Raw genomic sequence first — 16,628 nt, forward strand, 5'->3', positions numbered from 1 at the left:
GGCTACCGCGTGCCTGCGGGGGGATAGGGGCGCCTTCAAGGCCGCCGCGCTACGATCCATGACATAAGCGCGGCAACGTCCGGGCATTGGGCGAAGTTCCGCCGCAACGCGGCGAAATCCGCCACGCCCGACGGAACGGCTCCGCCACGCGTCAGGAGACGGCGCGCGCCTCCTCGCGGCGGCCCTGCAGCTCCTCGGCCACGAGGAACGCCAGCTCCAGCGACTGCGAGGCGTTGAGGCGCGGATCGCAGGCCGTGTGGTAGCGGTCGCTCAGGTCCTCGTCGGTGACGGCGCGCACGCCGCCGGTGCACTCGGTGACGTCCTGCCCCGTCATCTCGAAGTGGACGCCGCCCGGCACGGTGCCCTCGGCGCGGTGCACCGCGAAGAACTCGCGCACCTCGCGCAGGATCGAGTCGAAGGGCCGCGTCTTGTAGCCCGTGGACGACTTGATGACGTTGCCGTGCATCGGGTCGCACGACCACACCACGTTGGCGCCCTCCTCCTGCACCGTGCGCACGAGGCGCGGCAGGTGGTCGCCGACCTTGCCGGCGCCGAAGCGCGCGATCAGCGTCAGCCTGCCCATCTCGTTGTCGGGGTTCAGCGTGGCCAGCAGGCGCTTGAGGTCGTCCGCCTCCATCGACGGGCCGCACTTGAGCCCGATCGGGTTCAGCACGCCGCGCGCGAACTCCACGTGAGCGCCATCCGGCTGGCGCGTGCGGTCGCCGATCCAGATCATGTGCCCCGACCCGGCCAGCCACTGCCCGGTAAGGGAGTCGCGGCGGCACAGCGCCTCCTCGTACTCCAGCAGCAGCGCCTCGTGCGAGGTGTAAAAGTCGACCGTCGCCAGCTCGGCGTTGTTCTCGGCCGTGAGCCCCGCGGCGGTCATGAAGTCCAGCGTGTCCTGGAGGCGCCCGGCCATGTCGCGGTACTGCGCCGCGCGCTCGCCCTCGGCGAAGCCCAGAGTCCAGGCGTGGACCTGGTGCACATCCGCGAAGCCGCCCTTCGAGAAGGCGCGCAGGAGGTTCAGCGTGGCGGCGGCCTGGGTGTAGGCCTCCAGCATCTTCGCGGGCGCGGGGATGCGCGCCTCGGGCGTGAAGGGCAGCTCGTTTATGATGTCGCCGCGGTAGGAAGGCAGCTCGACGCCGTCCTTCACCTCCGTCGGCGCCGAGCGGGGCTTGGCGAACTGGCCGGCCATGCGGCCCACCTTCACCACCGGCACCTTGGCGCCGTAGGTCAGCACCATCGCCATCTGCAGCATCACCTTGAAGGTGTCGCGGATGGTGTCGGCGGAGAACTCCGCGAAGCTCTCGGCACAGTCGCCGCCCTGCAGGAGGAACGCCTCGCCCCGGCCGGCGGCGGCCAGCTCCGAGCGCAGCGTGCGCGCCTCGCCGGCGAACACCAGCGGCGGGTAGCGGCGCAGACGCGCCTCGGTGGCCTCCAGCGCGTCCGCATCGGGATACTCGGGCATCTGCACCCGCGGCTTCGCGCGCCAATCGCTCCTGGTCCAGCCCATGATCCGTCCTCCAGAGGTTCGCGGGAGGCGCCCTACCCCATCCGCAGGGGCGCGGAAAGGCTGGGGGGCGCAGATTCCGATTGATTGGGTGGGGGAATCGCGGTTTCCCGGCCGTGGGAGGCCCACCGATGCCCGAGCCGAGCCGTCACTTCACCTTCGCCCTGATGCGGGACTTCACGCTCGTGAGCTTCGCCTGCGCGGTCGACACCCTGCGGCTCGCCAACCACATGGCCGAGGCGGCGCCCTACAGCTGGGACGTGGTGGGCGAGGGCGGCGGCGCGGCGCGCAGCTCCAGCGGCGTCGAGGTCGCGCTCGACGGCCCCCTCGGCGAGCTGCGCCGCGACGCCGTGCTGGTCGTGGTGGGCGGCACCGACATCCGTGCCGCCACGAGCCGGCCGCTCCTGTCCTGGCTGCGCCGCGAGGCCCGCCGCGGCGGGCCCGTCGCGGGCCTGTGCACCGCCGCCTGGCCGATGGCCGAGGCCGGCCTGATCGACGGGCGCCGCGCCACGATCCACTGGGAGAACGCGGACGGATTCGCCGAGGCCTTCCCGGACGTCGACCTCACGGGCGGCATCTACACCATCGACGGGCGCTGGATGACCACCGCGGGCGGCACCGCCTCGGTGGACCTGTTCCTCAAGCTGATCTCCGACGACATGGGCGAGGGCTTCGCCACCGCCGTGGCCGACCAGCTGATCTACAGCTCGATCCGCACCGACCGCGACAGCCAGCGCCTCTCGATCCCCACCCGCATCGGCGTGCGCCACCCGCGCCTCGGCACGGTGATCCGCGCCATGGAGGAGAACATCGAAGAGCCGGTCTCGCCCGCGATCCTCGCCGAGCGGGTCGGCATGTCCACGCGCCAGCTCGAGCGCCTGTTCCGCCGCTACCTGAACCGGAGCCCGAAGCGCTACTACATGGAGCTGCGCCTCGCCCGCGCGCGCAACCTGCTGATGCAGACCGATCTGAGCATCATCGAGGTCGCGCTTGCCTGCGGCTTCACCTCGCCGTCGCACTTCTCGAAGTGCTACCGCGCCCAGTACGGCACCACCCCCTACCGCGAGCGCGGCACCCGCCAGACACCGGGCGAGGAGCGTCCGACCCGGCCCTAGCTGCGCCGCGCGGCCCGTCCGCCGCGGCGCGCGGGCCGCGCCTCGCCCAGCCCCTCGCGCAGCACGGCGGTCATGGGGTGGTCGGGCGCGCCGTGGCGCTCCAGCAGCACGGGGATCGCGGCGCGCGCGTCGTCGACGCTGAGCGCCCAGTCGAGGAAGATCGAGCGCGCCTCGGACTCCGACAGCCCCGGCATGGCGTAGGCGTCGGCGACGAGGGTCTTGGGATCGAGCGGATCGCGTTCCATGGCGCCCTCTACCCCGCCCCGCGCGCGAGCGCGCGCCGGATCGCGTCCTCGGCGCGCCCGGCGGCGACATCGCAGGCCTCGGCCACCGCCTCGGCGCCCCGCATCCCCACCGTGTCGGCCAGAAGGTCCGCCGCGCCCCGCCCCGGCGGCGCCTCGCGCGCCCCCACCAGCCGCATCACCGACAGCACGTCCCACTGCAGCCGGTGCGCCTCGCGCAGCGCCGCGCGCTCGTCCGGCAGGAGCCAGCCCTCGACCGCCAGTTGCGCGTCCGCCGTGCGCTCGAAGCAGCGGGCCAGCAGCGCGTGCGCCTGCGCCGCAAGCTCGATCCGCTGCATGCCGCCCGCGCCGCCGCGCACGTCGAGCCCGCCGCCGGGGCGCGCTGTCTTCAGCCGCTCCAGCATCGCGGCGGTCTGGTCCAGCACCTCCCCGGGCGCGAACCGGCTCCCCTCGATCGCCTCGCACCGCGCCGCCTCGGCCGCCTCGCGCAAGGCGGGATCGCCCGCCACCGGGCGCGCGCGCGTCAGCGCCAGGTGCTCCCACGCCCAGGCCTCGCTCGCCTGGTAGGAGCGGAAGCCCGACAGCGGCACCGCGACGGGGCCCTGCCGCCCCGAGGGCCGCAGGCGCATGTCCACCTCGTAGAGCCGCCCCGCCCCCATCTGCGCGCTCAGCGCCGTGATCAGCACTTGCGTGAACCGCGCCGCCCACTGCCCCGGCTCCAACGCGCGGCGCCCGTCGGACGGCCCCTCGCCGCCGTCGTGGAGCACCACGAGGTCGAGGTCCGACGCCGCGGTCAGGCGCCCCGCGCCCAGCGAGCCCATGCCCATCGCCGCCAGCCGCTGCCCCGGCACGCGCCCGTAGCGCCGCGCGGTCTCGGCCTCGGCGGCCTCCCACGCGGCATTCAGCGTCGCCTCGGCCAACCGCGCATAGGCCGCGCCCGCGTCGTCGGGACTGACGAGCCGGCGCAGGAGATGCACGCCGATGCGGAAGTGCGTCTCGGCCTGCCAGCGGCGCAGCGTGTCCAGCCGCGTCTCGAAGTCGCCCTCCGCCCGGGGCGCCTCGAACGCCCCCAGCCCGGCGAAGAACGAGCCGTCCAGCACCGCGTCCATCACCTCCGCGTGGTCCGACAGGTAGCGCGCCATCGACGGCGCCGTGGCGCAGATGTCGGCGATGAGCGACACGAGCTGCGGGTTCGCCTCGAACAGCGCGAAGAGCTGCACGCCCGCCGGCAGCCCCCGCAGGAAGCCGTCGAAGGCCTGCAGCGCCTCGGCGGGCTTCGCGGCCCGCGCGAACCCGGCCATCAGCGCCGGGCGCAGCCGCGCGAAGTGCCCCCGCGCCCGCTCCGAGCGCAGCGCGGGATAGGTGAGCCACCGCTCCTCGAAGGCCTCGGCCTCGGGGATCGCCTCGGCCTCGCGCGGCTCCGAGGGGGCGAAGAACGGATCGACGATGCGCTCCACGCCCCGCAGCGTCTCGCGCAGGTTCGCCACGAACGGCTCCACGTCCTCGCCCGCGAGGCAGGCGATCCGGCGCAGCCCCTCGGCATCGTTCGGCATCCGGTGGGTCTGCTGGTCGTTCACCATCTGAATCCGGTGCTCGGCGTCGCGCAGGCGCCCGTAGGCCGCCGCCAGCCGCTCCGCATGGTCGTCCGGCACCCAGCCCGCCGCGGCCAGCCGCTCCAGCCCCTCGAGCGTGCCGCGGACCCGCAAGCTCGGGTCGCGCCCGCCGGCGATGATCTGGCGGGTCTGGGTGAAGAACTCGATCTCGCGGATGCCGCCCTGCCCCAGCTTCAGGTCGTGCCCCGGCACGGCCCAGTCCTGGCGGATCTCCTTGTGGGCGCGGATGCCGAGCCGCATGGCATGGGCGTCCTCCACGGCGGCGAAGTCGAGATGCCGGCGCCACACGAAGGGCCGCAGTGTCTCCAGGAACGCCTCGCCCGCCCGGAGGTCGCCCGCGCAAGGTCTGGCCTTGATCCAGGCAGCCCGCTCCCAGGCCCGCCCGAAGCCCTCGTAGTAGCGCTCGGCCGCCTCCATCGCCATGACGATGGGGGTCGAGGCCGGGTCGGGCCGCAGACGCAGGTCGGTGCGGAAGACGTAGCCATCCGCCGTCACGTCCTGCATCAGCGCCACCGCCCGCCGCGCCGCCTTCAGGAGCGCGGCGCGCACGGTGGCGTAGTCCGAGGGGTCGTGGCGCGACTGGTCGAACAGCAGGATCACGTCGATGTCGCTGCTGTAGTTCAGCTCGAACGCGCCCCCCTTGCCCATCGCGAAGGCCACCAGCCCGTGATCCTCGGGCAGCCCCTTCTGGCGCGCGCAGGCGTGGGCGAGCGCCCGGTCGAGGGCGGCGTCCGCCAGCCGCGTGAGGGCGGCGGTCGCCTGCATCGTGGTCCACACGCCGCCCAGGTCGCACAGCGCCACGAGAAGAGCCGCGCGCCGCTTGGCCCGGCGCAGGGCGGGGCCGACGTCGTCGTCGGTGGCGGCCTCCGCGAGGATCGCGTCCAGCGTCGCGCCGGGGTCCGCGTCCCACGCGCCCTCCAGCCACGCCGCCTCGCGCTCGATCAGCCCGGCGAGGTAGGGGGCGGAGCCGGCCGCGCCGCGCACTACCTCGGCCCAGTCGTCCGGCGGCGCGCAGACGGCCACGCCCCGCGCGCCGGCATCGGGGTCGAAGGGGATCGGCGCTCGGGTCGGTCGCATGGCGGGCCTCCTGGGCCGACATGTCCGCCATGCGCCCCTGTCGGGCAAGGGCGAGCGTCGTCCGCGCCCCGGCCCCGCGCCGGGGCCACCGCGTCGGAGCGTGCTTACCGCTCCGGAACGGCAGCACCAACGTCAGCCAGAGACCCCAGCGCAAGGCCGGGGCGACGCGGTCCGCGGGAAACCAAGAAATCCCGCCCCGGGCCTGACCCGGGGCCTCGACGTCGAACGAGCGCAACGCTCGGGAACGGCAGCGCCAATGGCAGCCGGAGGCCCCGGCTCAAGGCCGGGGCGTCACCGTCGAGTGATGGTGCCCGTCAGGCGAACAACTCGTGACAAAGCTCCAGCGCGTCGACCAGCACGTCCACCTCGGCCCGCGTGTTGTACACGCCGAAACTCGCCCGGCAGGTCGCAGTGACCCCGAGGTGCTCCATCAGCGGCTGTGCGCAGTGGTGCCCCGCGCGCACCGCCACGCCGCGCTTGTCGAGCACCGTGGAGATGTCGTGCGCGTGCGCCGCCCCCTCCAGCGTGAACGAGAAGATCGCCGCCTTGCCGGGCCGCGTGCCCTGCACCTGAAGCCACTTCAGCCCGCCCAGGCGCTCGGTCGCGTAGTCCCGCAGCCCCGCCTCGTGCGCGGCGATGGCGTCCATGCCGAGGTCCATCATCCACTCCAGCCCCGCGCCCATGCCGATGGTCTGGACGATGCCGGGCGTGCCGGCCTCGAACTTCATCGGCGGCGCGTTCCAGGTGATGGCATCCCGGTGCACCTCGCGGATCATGTCGCCGCCGCCCATGAAGGGGCGCATCTCGGCCATGCGCTCGGGCCGGATGTAGATCGCGCCCGAGCCCGACGGCCCGTAGGTCTTGTGGCCGGTGAAGGCGTAGAAGTCGCAGCCGATGTCCGAGACGTCGACGGGCATGTGCACCACGGCCTGAGACCCGTCGACCAGCACCGGGACGCCCCGCTCTCGCGCGCCCGCGCAGATGGCCTTCACGTCCACCACGGTGCCCAGCACGTTGGAGCAGTGGGTGATCGCGATCAGCTTCGTGCGCTCGGTCACCGCATCCAGCACCGCCTCCGCCGGCAGCGCGCCGTCGGCCTCGGTGTCGACCCAGACCAGCTTCACGCCCTGCCGCTCGCGCAGGAAGTGCCAGGGCACGATGTTGGCGTGGTGCTCGGCCACCGACAGCACGATCTCGTCGCCCGCCTCCATCCGCGGCGCCGCCCAGCCGTAGGAAACGAGGTTGATGCCCTCCGTGGTGCCCGAGGTGAACACGATGTGATCCGCGGACGGCGCGCCGAGGAACCGCGCCACGGTCCCGCGCACGGCCTCGTAGCGCTCGGTCGAGAGCGTGGACAGCGTGTGCAGCCCCCGGTGGACGTTCGAGTACTCCTCGGCGTAGCCGCGCATCACGGCATCCAGCACCGCCTGCGGCTTCTGCGCCGACGCCCCGTTGTCGAGATAGACCAGCGGCTTGCCGTTCACCTCGCGCGCGAGGATGGGGAACTGCGCGCGCACCGCGTCAACGTCGATCATGCCGCCTCCATGCCCCGCTCGGCCACGGCCAGCGATGCGATCCAAATCCAGAGGAAGAGGCCCAGCAGCGCCAGGCCCACACCCGTCAGTGCCGCAGATGGCCCTATGAACCCCGCGGTCAATCCGTGCAGCAGCCAGACGGGTGCGACGCATAGAAGCGACCAGAACAGGGCGAGGCGTGCGCCGTACCAGCTGCCCCGCCCGCCCGCGAGCCTGGCCACCAGATGCGAGAGGGCGGCCAGCCCGTAGAACAGCAGCGGGGCGATGAAGACCCAGGCCATGAGCGCGGCGCCCATCAGCGGCTCCAGCGCCTCGCCCTCGAGATAGGCCTGCCGGGCCAGCCGGGGCCACTGGGCCACGAACACCAGACCGCAGGCGGCGAGCAGGAACAGGAAGGCCCGGTCTTCGCGCACCGGCTCGGCCAGCCGCTCGCGCATCACCGCGCCGGGGCGGACCCAGGCGCGGATCATGTCGCGCGAGACAGGCATCAGCCCCGCAGCCACTCCGCGAGGGTCTCGGTGATCCGCTCGCGCAGGTCCTCCTCCTCGATCTCCTCGACGGCCTCCGCGAGGAAGCTGAGGACGAGGAGGTCGGTCGCCTCCTTCTCCGGCACGCCGCGCGAGCGCAGGTAGAACAGCGCGGTCTCGTCGATCGCCCCGGTGGTGGAGCCGTGGGAGCAGGCGACATCGTCGGCGTAGATCTCCAGCTCGGGCTTAGCCAGGAACTGGGCGTCGTCGTCCAGCAGCAAGGATTGGCTGATCTGGTAGCCGTCGGTCTTCTGCGCGCCCTCCTTCACCAGGATCTTGCCCTGGAACACGCCCGTGGCGCCGGAGCGGAGCACCTTCTTGAACACCTGCCGCGACTCGCCGCGTAGGGCGCCGTGGGTCACGAACACGGTGTCGTCGTGGTGGAACTTGCCCTCGCCGATCGCCGCGCCGCCCACATGGGCCAGCGCGTCGTCGCCCGCGAGGTCCAGCACGGCCTCGTTGCGCATGACGGTCCCGTTCTGTGACAGGGTGAACGAGCGGAACGCCGCCCCCTCGCCCAGCCGCCCGAACAGGTGCGTGTGGGCATGGCGGTCGTCGCCGCGGCCCTGCACCCGCACGTGGTGGAACGATCCGTTCGCCGCCACGTCGACCTCGGCCACGGTGGCGTGGCGCGCGCCGGCAAAACCGGTTTCCAGCAGCACGAGCGCGGCATCCGCCTCGACCTTGACGACGTGATGCAGCACCGCGTCGCCCGCGCCCTCGTAGCGCAGGTGCACGGGCCGCTTGACCTCCGCCGTCGCGCGGATCACCACGCCGCCGGTGGCGAACGCCGTGTTCATCATCGCATGCGGCCGCGACACGGGCCGCGATCCGGCCGCCTCCAGCACGCCGTAGAGGTCGCGCGCCCAGTGGATGTCGGCCGCGCCGGCCTCCGTCAGCGTCGTGATCTCCAGCCCGTCGGGCAGCGCGCCGTCCCACGACGCACCGTCGGCGGTCACGCGCACGACCAGCGCGTCCACGCCGCCGAACACGTCCTCGCCCGCGGCGCCGTTCGCCCCGGGCGCGGCGGCGTTGAACGGCGCCGGGTCGGTGTAGCGCCAGTACTCGTCGCGGCGATCGGGCAGGCCCACGGCCCGCACCCGCGCCAGCGCATCCTCGCGCGCGGCCCGCAGCCATCCGCCGCCCTCGGGCAGGGCGAGGCCGTCCAGCCGCGCCTCGGTCGCCTCTACCTTGCGCGGCAGCATCAGGCCGTCTCCGCCATGATGCCCGCGTAGCCGTTCCGCTCGACCTCCAAGGCCAGCTCCGGGCCGCCGGTCTTCACGATGCGGCCCTCGGCCATGATGTGCACCACGTCCGGTTTGATGTGGTCGAGCAGCCGCTGGTAGTGGGTGATCACCAGGAACGCGCGCCCCTCGGAGCGCAGGGCGTTCACGCCCTCGGCCACCAGCTTCATGGCGTCCACGTCGAGGCCCGAATCGGTCTCGTCGAGGATGCACATGCGCGGCTCCAGCATCGCCATCTGCAGGATCTCGTTGCGCTTCTTCTCGCCGCCCGAGAAGCCCACGTTGACGGGCCGCTTGAGCATGTCGGCGTCGATCTTCAGCTCCGCCGCCTTGGCGCGGATCACCTTCAGGAACTCGCCCGCCGACAGCTCGGCCTCGCCGCGCGCCTTGCGCTGGGCGTTCACGGCCGTGCGCAGGAACGTCATGTTGCCGACGCCGGGGATCTCCACCGGGTACTGGAACGCCAGGAACAGGCCGGCCGCGGCGCGCTCCTCGGGCTCCATATCGAGGATGTCCTCGCCCTCGAGCGTGGCGGAGCCTTCCGTCACCTCGTAGCCGTCGCGGCCTGCGAGCACGTAGGAGAGCGTGGACTTGCCCGACCCGTTCGGCCCCATGATGGCGTGCACCTTGCCCGCCTCGACCGTGAGGTCGACGCCGCGCAGGATGCGCTTGTCCTCTTCCTCCAGCTTCACGTGGAGGTTCTCGATCTTCAGCATGTCGTCATCCTTCCCGCGCCCGGTGGCGCGTCCTGTCCTATGGGGCGGGCCTCAGCCCACCGAGCCTTCCAGCGAGATCGCCACCAGCTGCTGGGCCTCCATGGCGAACTCCATGGGCAGCGCCTGCAGCACCTCCTTGCAGAACCCGTTGACCACGAGCGCCACGGCCTCCTCCTCGTCCATGCCGCGCTGGCGGCAGTAGAAGAGCTGGTCGTCGTCCACCTTGGAGGTTGTCGCTTCGTGCTCCACGCGGGAGCTGTTGTTGCGCACCTCGATGTAGGGAACCGTGTGCGCCCCGCACTGGCCGCCGATCAGCAAGGAATCGCACTGGGTGTAGTTGCGCGAGTTCTTGGCCCGCGGGTGCATCGACACCTGCCCGCGATAGGTGTTCTGCGCCCGCCCCGCCGAGATGCCCTTGGAGACGATCCGGCTGCGGGTGTTCTTCCCGAGGTGGATCATCTTCGTGCCGGTGTCGGCCTGCTGCATGTTGTTGGCGATGGCGATCGAGTAGAACTCGCCCTGGCTCTCCTCGCCGCGCAGGATGCACGACGGGTACTTCCAGGTCACCGCCGAGCCGGTCTCGACTTGCGTCCACATCACCTTGGACCGGGCGCCGCGGCAGTCCGCGCGCTTGGTCACGAAGTTGTAGATGCCGCCCTTCCCGTTCTCGTCGCCCGGATACCAGTTCTGCACCGTGGAGTACTTGATCTCCGCATCATCGAGGGCCACCAGCTCGACGCAGGCCGCATGCAGCTGCGCGGTGTCGCGCTGCGGCGCGGTGCAACCCTCGAGGTAGCTCACGTAGCTGCCTTCGTCGGCGATGATGAGCGTGCGCTCGAACTGGCCGGTGTTCTCGGCGTTGATGCGGAAGTAGGTCGACAGCTCCATCGGGCAGCGCACGCCCTTGGGGATGTAGACGAAGGAGCCGTCGGAGAAGACGGCCGCGTTCAGCGTCGCGTAGTAGTTGTCGGACTGCGGAATGACCGAGCCGAGGTACTTGCGCACCAGCTCCGGGTGCTCCTGGATCGCCTCCGAGATCGAGCAGAAGATCACGCCCGCCTTCGCCAGCTCGGCCTTGAACGTCGTGCCCACGGAGACGCTGTCGAACACCGCGTCCACGGCCACCTTGCGGTCCTCGGGCGCCGGCTCCACGCCCGCCAGGATCGCCTGCTCCTTCAGCGGGATGCCCAGCTTCTTGTAGGTCTCCAGGAGCTTGGGATCGACGTCGTCGAGCGACTTGGGCTTCTCGGCCATGCTCTTGGGGCGCGCGTAGTAGTACTGCTCCTGGAAGTCGATGGCCGGGTACTGGACCATCGCCCACTTGGGCTCCTCCATCCGCGTCCAGCGGCGGTAGGCCTCCAGGCGCCACTCGAGCATCCACTCGGGCTCGTGGTTCTTCTCGGAGATGAGGCGCACGATGTCCTCGTTCAGCCCCTTGGGGGCGAACTCCATCTCGATCTCGGTGTCCCAGCCGTGCTTGTAGGTGCCCGACAGGGCGCGCACCTGCTCCACGGTCTCGGCGTCCACGCCGTCCTTCACCACGTCGTCCAGAGCCGTCATGTCCGTCTCCTCGATCGCAGGCGCCGGAACGTGTCCACGAACCGTTCCGCCTGCCGTTCCGTCACGCCCGGCCCGAGACTGACGCGGATCGCGCAGTCGGCCTCGCCGGGCCCGTATCCCATCGCCCCCAGCACCGCGCTGGCGCGTACCTTGCCGCTGGAGCAGGCAGAGCCCGCCGAGACGGCGAAGCCCGCGAGGTCCAGCGCCATCACCTGGGTCTCGCCGCGCCATCCGGGGGTGACGAGGCAGAGGGTGTTGGGCAGCCGGGGCGATTCCTTTCCGACTAAAATAGTCGGACTATCCGCCCCCTCAAGACCTGTTTCTAGAAAAGTTCTAAGTTGGGCAACCCCGTCCCAGGCCCCCTCGGCCAGATCGCGCGCCGCCGCCTCGGCCGCCGCCCCGAAGCCGGCGATGGCGGCCACGTTCTCGGTGCCCGAGCGCCGCCCCATCTCCTGCCCGCCGCCGCGGATGTGCGCCTCGACCTCGAGCCCGCGCCGCAGCACCAGCGCGCCCACGCCCTTCGGCCCGCCGATCTTGTGCGAGGACACGAGTGCCATCTGGTTGCCCGACCAGTCGAACGCGAGGGGCAGCTTGCCGAATCCTTGCGTCCAGTCGCTGACGGCCACCCCCTCGGGCAGCCGCTGCACCACGCCGGTCTCGGAGTTGGCGACCTGCACCGCGCTGGCGGCCGGATCATCGACCGCCACCGCCCCGCTCGGCGCCACGGCGAGCGACCCGTCGCCCCACGCCGCAACCGCCTCGTGCTCCACGGGCGCGGTACGCAGCCCCCGCCCCGCCATGGCGAGCGCGGCCGCCTCGGTCGCGCCCGACACGAACACCACGTCCGACCCGTCCGCGCCAAGGGCGGCCGCCACCTGCCGCCGCGCCCGCTCGACGATGGCCTTGGCCGCGCGTCCCTCGGCGTGGACCGACGAGGGGTTCCCCACCACGTCCATCGCCGCGATCATCGCCTCGCGCGCCTCGGGCCGCAGCGGCGCCGAGGCGTTCCAGTCCAGATAGACGCGTTCCACCATCGTCATCGCCCTTAAACGTCAAGGGCGAGGCCCATCCAGCCCCGCCCCAAATCTTCGATTCAAAAGTACCTTGGGGGAATCGCCGGAGGCGATGGGGGCAAAGCCCCCTCCCCGCTCGCCCTAGAGCGCCGCCTGCAGGTTCTCGTCGATCTTCTCCAGGAAGCCCATCGTGGTCAGCCACTTCTGGTCCGGCCCCACGAGGAGCGCGAGGTCCTTGGTCATGTGCCCCGACTCCACGGTGTCCACGATCACCTTCTCCAGCGTCTCCGCGAAGGTCTTCAGCCGCTCGTTGCCGTCCAGCTTGGCGCGGTGCTTGAGGCCCCCGGTCCAGGCGAAGATCGAGGCGATCGAGTTGGTCGACGTCTCCTTGCCCGCCTGATGCTGGCGGTAGTGGCGCGTCACCGTGCCGTGGGCGGCCTCGGCCTCGACGATCTTGCCGTCCGGCGTCATCAGCTGCGAGGTCATCAGGCCCAGCGAGCCGAAGCCCTGCGCCACGGTGTCGGACTGCACGTCGCCGTCGTAGTTCTTGCAGGCCCAGACGTAGCCGCCCGACCACTTCATCGCGGCGGCCACCATGTCGTCGATCAGGCGGTGCTCGTAGGTCAGGCCGCGCTTGTCGAACTCGGCCTTGAACTCGGCCTCGAAGATTTCCTGGAAGATGTCCTTGAAGCGCCCGTCGTAGGCTTTCAGGATCGTGTTCTTGGTGGACAGGTAGACCGGGTAGTTCCGGGCCAGGCCGTAGTTCAGCGAGGCGCGCGCGAAGTCGCGGATCGAGTCGTCCAGGTTGTACATCGCCATGGTGACGCCGGCGCCCGGCGCGTCGAACACCTCGTGCTCGATGGTCTCGCCGTCCTCGCCCACGAACTTGATCGTCAGCTTGCCCTTGCCCGGGAAACGGAAGTCGGTGGCGCGATACTGGTCGCCGAAGGCGTGGCGGCCGACGATGATCGGCTGGGTCCAGCCCGGCACGAGGCGCGGCACGTTCGAGCAGATGATCGGCTCGCGGAAGATCACGCCGCCCAGGATGTTGCGGATGGTGCCGTTGGGCGAGCGGTACATGCGCTTGAGCCCGAACTCCTCGACGCGGGCCTCGTCGGGGGTGATCGTGGCGCACTTCACGCCGACGCCGACCTCCTTGATCTTCTCGGCGGCATCGACGGTGATCTGGTCGTCGGTCTCGTCGCGCGCCTCGATGCCGAGGTCGTAGTAGAGAAGGTCGATGTCGAGATAGGGCAGGATCAGCTTCTGCTTGATGAAGTCCCAGATGATGCGGGTCATCTCGTCGCCGTCGAGCTCGACGACCGGGTTCTCTACCTTGATCTTGGACATGCTGGGCCTCCGCCGGATGGGTTCGCGGCGCCCATAGCGCAGGCAGGCGGCGGGGGCCAGCGGTATGCGGCGGCATACCGAGGCGCGCACCGCGCCCGTGCGCCGGTGCGGAATTGCGATGCGCCGCCGCCGGGCGCAGGTCGCGGACATGGAACGGCACCCCACACACCCCGCCCCCCGCGTCGGCCACGTCCACCTGCGCGTCTCGGACCTGGATCGCGCGGTCGCCTTCTACCGCGACGCCCTCGGGCTCGAGGAGCAGCAGCGCTTCGGCACCGGCGCGGCGTTCCTCGGCTGGGACGGCTACCACCACCACGTCGCGCTCAACACGTGGGATTCGCTGGGGGGCACGCCGCCGCCGCGCGGGCACACGGGCCTCTTCCACGCGGCCTTCCTCTACCCCGACCGGGCCGCCCTGGGCGCGGCGGTGCGCCGAGTGCTGGAGGCGGGGATCGAACTGACCGGCGCCGCCGACCACGGCGTCAGCGAGGCGGTCTACTTCGACGACCCCGATGGCAACGGGATCGAGCTCTACCGCGACCGCCCGCCTGCCGACTGGCCGCGGGACGCGCGGGGGATGCTCGCGATGGGCAACGCGCCTCTCGACGTGGCAGCTCTGGTGCGCGACGCGGGCCGCCCCTGAGGGCGGCCCGGCGCATGGGCCTACTGGGCGGTGACGACCGTCATCACCAGCTCGCCGTCGACCTTGTAGGGGCCGTCCTCGGTGGCGCCAAGGGTGTACTCGAACACGCCGGTCTCGTTGCCCATCGCCTCGGTGTGCACCATCAGCATGAGCATGTCGCCCGCGGCCACGTCCTCCTGCAGGATGGCGGCAACGTCGGTGTTCTCGCCCGCGCGCAGGGGCGCGTAGCCGACCACCGGGCCGGGCTTCATCTCAGCGTCGGTGCGGTGCACCACCAGCCAGCCGTTCTCGGTGGCGGCGATCTTGTCGGCCGACACGACGCCGTTCGACACCGACTGGTCCATCGCCTCGACCATCGGGGTCATGGCGGTGTGGGCATCGGCGAAGGCCGCGCCGGCGGACAGCGCGGTGGCGGCGAGGGCGAGCGAAAGGGTACGCATGAAGAATCTCCTGTTGAACGGCAGGTTCGTCCTGCTCGCCCCCAGACACGGGAGGATCTGCGCGAAGTTGCACCGCCGCGCCCCACGATCACGGAAACGTCATCCGCCGCCTAGCCGGCCGCGTCCCCGCCGCTGTGCTCCTTCACACGCCGCGCCAGGAGGCGCTGCGCCCGGATCGCGGCGCGCTGCACGCGCACGGAGGTGATGAACGCCTCCTGCAGCGTCTGCGAGCTGTCGCCCATGCTCTGGGCCAGCACCGAGATCACGTCCTCGTCGCCGGTCCGCTCCACGTGGCGGATCGCCTCGGCGGCGATCTGGTCGGCAAGCTTCTCGGCGAGGCGCGACACGGGTCAGCGCGAGGTTTCGGTGAGGCGGCGGGACACGTAGCCCTTCACGCTCTCGATCATCGGGTCCATGTGCGGGTCCTCAAAGAAGTGCCCCGCGCCCTCCACCTCCTCGTGGGTGATGGTGATGCCCTTCTGCTCGTGCAGCTTCGACACCAGCGCGCGGGTGTCCGCGGGCGGCGCCACGCGGTCGGCCAGCCCGTTGATCATCAGCCCCGAGGCCGGGCACGGCGCGAGGAAGCTGAAGTCGTAGCGGTCCGCGGGCGGCGACACCGACACGAAGCCGGTGATCTCCGGGCGCCGCATCAGCAGCTGCATCCCGATCCACGCCCCGAAGCTGAAGCCCGCCACCCAGCAGTGCTTCGAGTTCGGGTTCATGGACTGCAGGTAGTCCAGCGCCGAGGCCGCGTCCGACAGCTCGCCGATGCCCTGGTCGTACTCACCCTGGCTGCGCCCCACGCCGCGGAAGTTGAACCGCAGCACCGTGAAGCCGATCTCCTGGAACGCGTAGTGAAGGTTGTAGACGACCCGGTTGTTCATGGTCCCGCCGAACTGCGGGTGCGGGTGCAGGATGATCGCGATCGGCGCGTCCTTGACCTTCTGGGGATGGTAGCGCCCCTCGAGCCGGCCCTCGGGCCCCGGGAAGATCACCTCTGGCATCGTCGCCCCCTTGCTGCGCGCGTGCGCGGACAGGTATCCGGGGCACCGCGGCCCGTCAACGCGCGGCCGGGAAACGATGGGGGGCGCCATGAAGCTCAGCACCAAGGGACGCTACGCGATGGTCGCCCTGGTGGACCTCGCCACCCACGAGGGCCGCGTGCCCCTCGCCGAGGTGTCGCGCCGCCAGGACGTCTCGCTCCCCTACCTCGAGCAGCTCTTCGTCAAGCTCCGCCGCGCCGGCCTGGTCGAGAGCGCGCGCGGCCCCGGCGGCGGCTACCGCCTCGCCCGCCCCGCCTCCGAGATCCGGGTCGCCGACATCCTCGCCGCCGTGGACGAGACCGTCAGCGCCATGCACAAGGGCGCCGCCATGTCGGGCGCCCAGTCGGGCAGCCGCGCGCAGTCCATGACCAACCGCCTGTGGGAGTCGCTCTCGGCCCACGTCTACGTGTTCCTGCACCAGACCCGCCTCTCGGACGTGGTGGGCAACGACCTGACGCCCTGCCCCGCGGTGCCCTCGCTGTTCGAGGTGGTGGACGAGGACTGAGCGCGCAACGGCGCCCCCCGCCCGCGCCCCGCTGGACCCGGGGCGCGATCCCTGCCACCCGGGGGCGCCTTCCGGAGTCCCGCCCATGCCCTGGTTCCTGCTCGTCCTCGCCATCGCCACGGAAGTCGTCGGCACCACCGCGCTCAAGGCCTCCGACGGCTTCACCCGCCTCTGGCCTTCCCTCCTGGTCGTCGTCGGCTACGGCGCGTCGTTCTACCTCCTCGCCCTCGCCCTCCGGGTCATCCCCGTGGGCATCGCCTACGCGATCTGGTCGGGCCTCGGCATCGTGTTCATCGCCGCCATCGGCTGGTTCGCCTTCGGCCAGCGCCTCGACGCCGGGGCGGTCGCCGGGATGACGCTGATCGTGGCCGGGATCGTGGTCATGCAGCTCTTCTCGGGCACCGCCTCGCACTGACCGGGGGCGCCTCTCGGTATGCACGGGGGGTGTACGGGGGGTGCACGGGGGGCGCCCCCTTGTCGAGGCCCCTAGTTGCG

17 protein-coding genes are annotated in these 16,628 nt (G+C 71.5%); 4 read left to right on the top strand and 13 right to left on the bottom strand.

Going from position 1 to position 16,628, the window contains the following annotated elements:
* Positions 1-151: 151 nt before the first annotated feature.
* Positions 152-1,513: a class II 3-deoxy-7-phosphoheptulonate synthase gene (locus tag K3554_RS11465; protein WP_409197312.1), complete on the bottom strand. Its 1,362-nt coding sequence runs from the start codon at positions 1,511-1,513 to the stop codon at positions 152-154.
* Between the two features lie 128 nt (positions 1,514-1,641).
* On the opposite strand from K3554_RS11465, the gene K3554_RS11470 reads away from it, so the two are divergent.
* Positions 1,642-2,625: a GlxA family transcriptional regulator gene (locus tag K3554_RS11470; RefSeq protein WP_259940352.1), complete on the top strand. Its 984-nt coding sequence runs from the start codon at positions 1,642-1,644 to the stop codon at positions 2,623-2,625.
* Here K3554_RS11470 and K3554_RS11475 read toward each other — a convergent pair.
* From K3554_RS11475 to K3554_RS11515, 9 genes are all read right to left on the bottom strand, one after another.
* Positions 2,622-2,870 carry a hypothetical protein gene (locus K3554_RS11475; protein WP_259940354.1) on the bottom strand — a complete coding sequence of 83 codons (249 nt, stop codon included), beginning with the start codon at positions 2,868-2,870 and terminating at the stop codon, positions 2,622-2,624. The genes K3554_RS11470 and K3554_RS11475 overlap by 4 nt on opposite strands.
* An 8-nt stretch (positions 2,871-2,878) precedes the next feature.
* Positions 2,879-5,557: a glutamine-synthetase adenylyltransferase gene (locus K3554_RS11480; RefSeq protein ID WP_259940356.1), complete on the bottom strand. Its 2,679-nt coding sequence runs from the start codon at positions 5,555-5,557 to the stop codon at positions 2,879-2,881.
* A gap of 314 nt (positions 5,558-5,871) precedes the next feature.
* Complete coding sequence (locus tag K3554_RS11485) at positions 5,872-7,092, bottom strand: cysteine desulfurase (protein ID WP_259940357.1); 1,221 nt, start codon at positions 7,090-7,092, stop codon at positions 5,872-5,874.
* Positions 7,089-7,580 carry a YIP1 family protein gene (locus K3554_RS11490; protein ID WP_259940359.1) on the bottom strand — a complete coding sequence of 164 codons (492 nt, stop codon included), beginning with the start codon at positions 7,578-7,580 and terminating at the stop codon, positions 7,089-7,091. The genes K3554_RS11485 and K3554_RS11490 overlap by 4 nt, the downstream gene beginning before the upstream one ends.
* On the bottom strand, positions 7,580-8,824 hold the full coding sequence (locus K3554_RS11495; RefSeq protein ID WP_409197313.1) for a SufD family Fe-S cluster assembly protein: 1,245 nt from the start codon (positions 8,822-8,824) through the stop codon (positions 7,580-7,582). Before K3554_RS11495 ends, K3554_RS11490 begins: the two co-directional genes overlap by 1 nt.
* Positions 8,824-9,579 (bottom strand): Fe-S cluster assembly ATPase SufC, encoded by a 756-nt coding sequence (sufC, locus tag K3554_RS11500; RefSeq protein ID WP_259940362.1) that lies wholly within the window; start codon positions 9,577-9,579, stop codon positions 8,824-8,826. The genes K3554_RS11495 and sufC overlap by 1 nt, the downstream gene beginning before the upstream one ends.
* Positions 9,580-9,630: 51 nt before the next feature.
* Entirely contained in the window at positions 9,631-11,139 is a 1,509-nt protein-coding gene (gene sufB / locus K3554_RS11505; protein ID WP_259940364.1) for a Fe-S cluster assembly protein SufB, read from the bottom strand.
* Positions 11,136-12,173 carry a cysteine desulfurase family protein gene (locus K3554_RS11510; RefSeq protein ID WP_259945916.1) on the bottom strand — a complete coding sequence of 346 codons (1,038 nt, stop codon included), beginning with the start codon at positions 12,171-12,173 and terminating at the stop codon, positions 11,136-11,138. The genes sufB and K3554_RS11510 overlap by 4 nt, the downstream gene beginning before the upstream one ends.
* 120 nt (positions 12,174-12,293) lie before the next feature.
* Positions 12,294-13,502 carry an NADP-dependent isocitrate dehydrogenase gene (locus tag K3554_RS11515; RefSeq protein WP_259940367.1) on the bottom strand — a complete coding sequence of 403 codons (1,209 nt, stop codon included), beginning with the start codon at positions 13,500-13,502 and terminating at the stop codon, positions 12,294-12,296.
* Between the two features lie 148 nt (positions 13,503-13,650).
* On the opposite strand from K3554_RS11515, the gene K3554_RS11520 reads away from it, so the two are divergent.
* Positions 13,651-14,145, top strand: coding sequence for a VOC family protein (locus K3554_RS11520; RefSeq protein ID WP_259940370.1), 495 nt, complete (start codon positions 13,651-13,653; stop codon positions 14,143-14,145).
* A 20-nt stretch (positions 14,146-14,165) separates the two neighbouring features.
* On the opposite strand, the gene K3554_RS11525 is transcribed toward K3554_RS11520, so the two are convergent.
* The 3 genes from K3554_RS11525 to K3554_RS11535 form a co-directional block, all read right to left on the bottom strand.
* Positions 14,166-14,585: a hypothetical protein gene (locus tag K3554_RS11525; protein WP_259940371.1), complete on the bottom strand. Its 420-nt coding sequence runs from the start codon at positions 14,583-14,585 to the stop codon at positions 14,166-14,168.
* A 110-nt stretch (positions 14,586-14,695) separates the two neighbouring features.
* On the bottom strand, positions 14,696-14,932 hold the full coding sequence (locus K3554_RS11530; RefSeq protein ID WP_259940374.1) for a hypothetical protein: 237 nt from the start codon (positions 14,930-14,932) through the stop codon (positions 14,696-14,698).
* 3 nt (positions 14,933-14,935) lie between these two features.
* Positions 14,936-15,589: an alpha/beta hydrolase gene (locus K3554_RS11535; protein WP_259940377.1), complete on the bottom strand. Its 654-nt coding sequence runs from the start codon at positions 15,587-15,589 to the stop codon at positions 14,936-14,938.
* An 88-nt stretch (positions 15,590-15,677) separates the two neighbouring features.
* Here K3554_RS11535 and K3554_RS11540 point away from each other — a divergent pair, with 88 nt between their 5' ends.
* Positions 15,678-16,133 carry an Rrf2 family transcriptional regulator gene (locus K3554_RS11540; RefSeq protein ID WP_259940380.1) on the top strand — a complete coding sequence of 152 codons (456 nt, stop codon included), beginning with the start codon at positions 15,678-15,680 and terminating at the stop codon, positions 16,131-16,133.
* Between the two features lie 85 nt (positions 16,134-16,218).
* Positions 16,219-16,548: a multidrug efflux SMR transporter gene (locus K3554_RS11545; RefSeq protein WP_259940383.1), complete on the top strand. Its 330-nt coding sequence runs from the start codon at positions 16,219-16,221 to the stop codon at positions 16,546-16,548.
* The last annotated feature ends 80 nt before the right edge of the window (positions 16,549-16,628 follow it).

The organism is Jannaschia sp. W003 (genome assembly GCF_025144335.1).
Taxonomy (GTDB): Bacteria; Pseudomonadota; Alphaproteobacteria; order Rhodobacterales; family Rhodobacteraceae; genus Jannaschia.

Bases quoted from the DNA above. Each gene is read 5' to 3' on its own strand.
- K3554_RS11545 (WP_259940383.1), top strand. From the start codon at position 16,219: ATGCCCTGGTTCCTGCTCGTCCTCGCCATCGCCACGGAAGTCGTCGGC.
- K3554_RS11510 (WP_259945916.1), bottom strand. From the start codon at position 12,173: ATGGTGGAACGCGTCTATCTGGACTGGAACGCCTCGGCGCCGCTGCGG.
- K3554_RS11485 (WP_259940357.1), bottom strand. From the start codon at position 7,092: ATGATCGACGTTGACGCGGTGCGCGCGCAGTTCCCCATCCTCGCGCGC.
- sufB (WP_259940364.1), bottom strand. From the start codon at position 11,139: ATGACGGCTCTGGACGACGTGGTGAAGGACGGCGTGGACGCCGAGACC.
- K3554_RS11535 (WP_259940377.1), bottom strand. From the start codon at position 15,589: ATGCCAGAGGTGATCTTCCCGGGGCCCGAGGGCCGGCTCGAGGGGCGC.
- K3554_RS11470 (WP_259940352.1), top strand. From the start codon at position 1,642: ATGCCCGAGCCGAGCCGTCACTTCACCTTCGCCCTGATGCGGGACTTC.
- sufC (WP_259940362.1), bottom strand. From the start codon at position 9,579: ATGCTGAAGATCGAGAACCTCCACGTGAAGCTGGAGGAAGAGGACAAG.
- K3554_RS11520 (WP_259940370.1), top strand. From the start codon at position 13,651: ATGGAACGGCACCCCACACACCCCGCCCCCCGCGTCGGCCACGTCCAC.
- K3554_RS11515 (WP_259940367.1), bottom strand. From the start codon at position 13,502: ATGTCCAAGATCAAGGTAGAGAACCCGGTCGTCGAGCTCGACGGCGAC.
- K3554_RS11525 (WP_259940371.1), bottom strand. From the start codon at position 14,585: ATGCGTACCCTTTCGCTCGCCCTCGCCGCCACCGCGCTGTCCGCCGGC.
- K3554_RS11475 (WP_259940354.1), bottom strand. From the start codon at position 2,870: ATGGAACGCGATCCGCTCGATCCCAAGACCCTCGTCGCCGACGCCTAC.
- K3554_RS11490 (WP_259940359.1), bottom strand. From the start codon at position 7,580: ATGCCTGTCTCGCGCGACATGATCCGCGCCTGGGTCCGCCCCGGCGCG.
- K3554_RS11480 (WP_259940356.1), bottom strand. From the start codon at position 5,557: ATGCGACCGACCCGAGCGCCGATCCCCTTCGACCCCGATGCCGGCGCG.
- K3554_RS11495 (WP_409197313.1), bottom strand. From the start codon at position 8,824: ATGCTGCCGCGCAAGGTAGAGGCGACCGAGGCGCGGCTGGACGGCCTC.
- K3554_RS11540 (WP_259940380.1), top strand. From the start codon at position 15,678: ATGAAGCTCAGCACCAAGGGACGCTACGCGATGGTCGCCCTGGTGGAC.
- K3554_RS11465 (WP_409197312.1), bottom strand. From the start codon at position 1,513: ATGGGCTGGACCAGGAGCGATTGGCGCGCGAAGCCGCGGGTGCAGATG.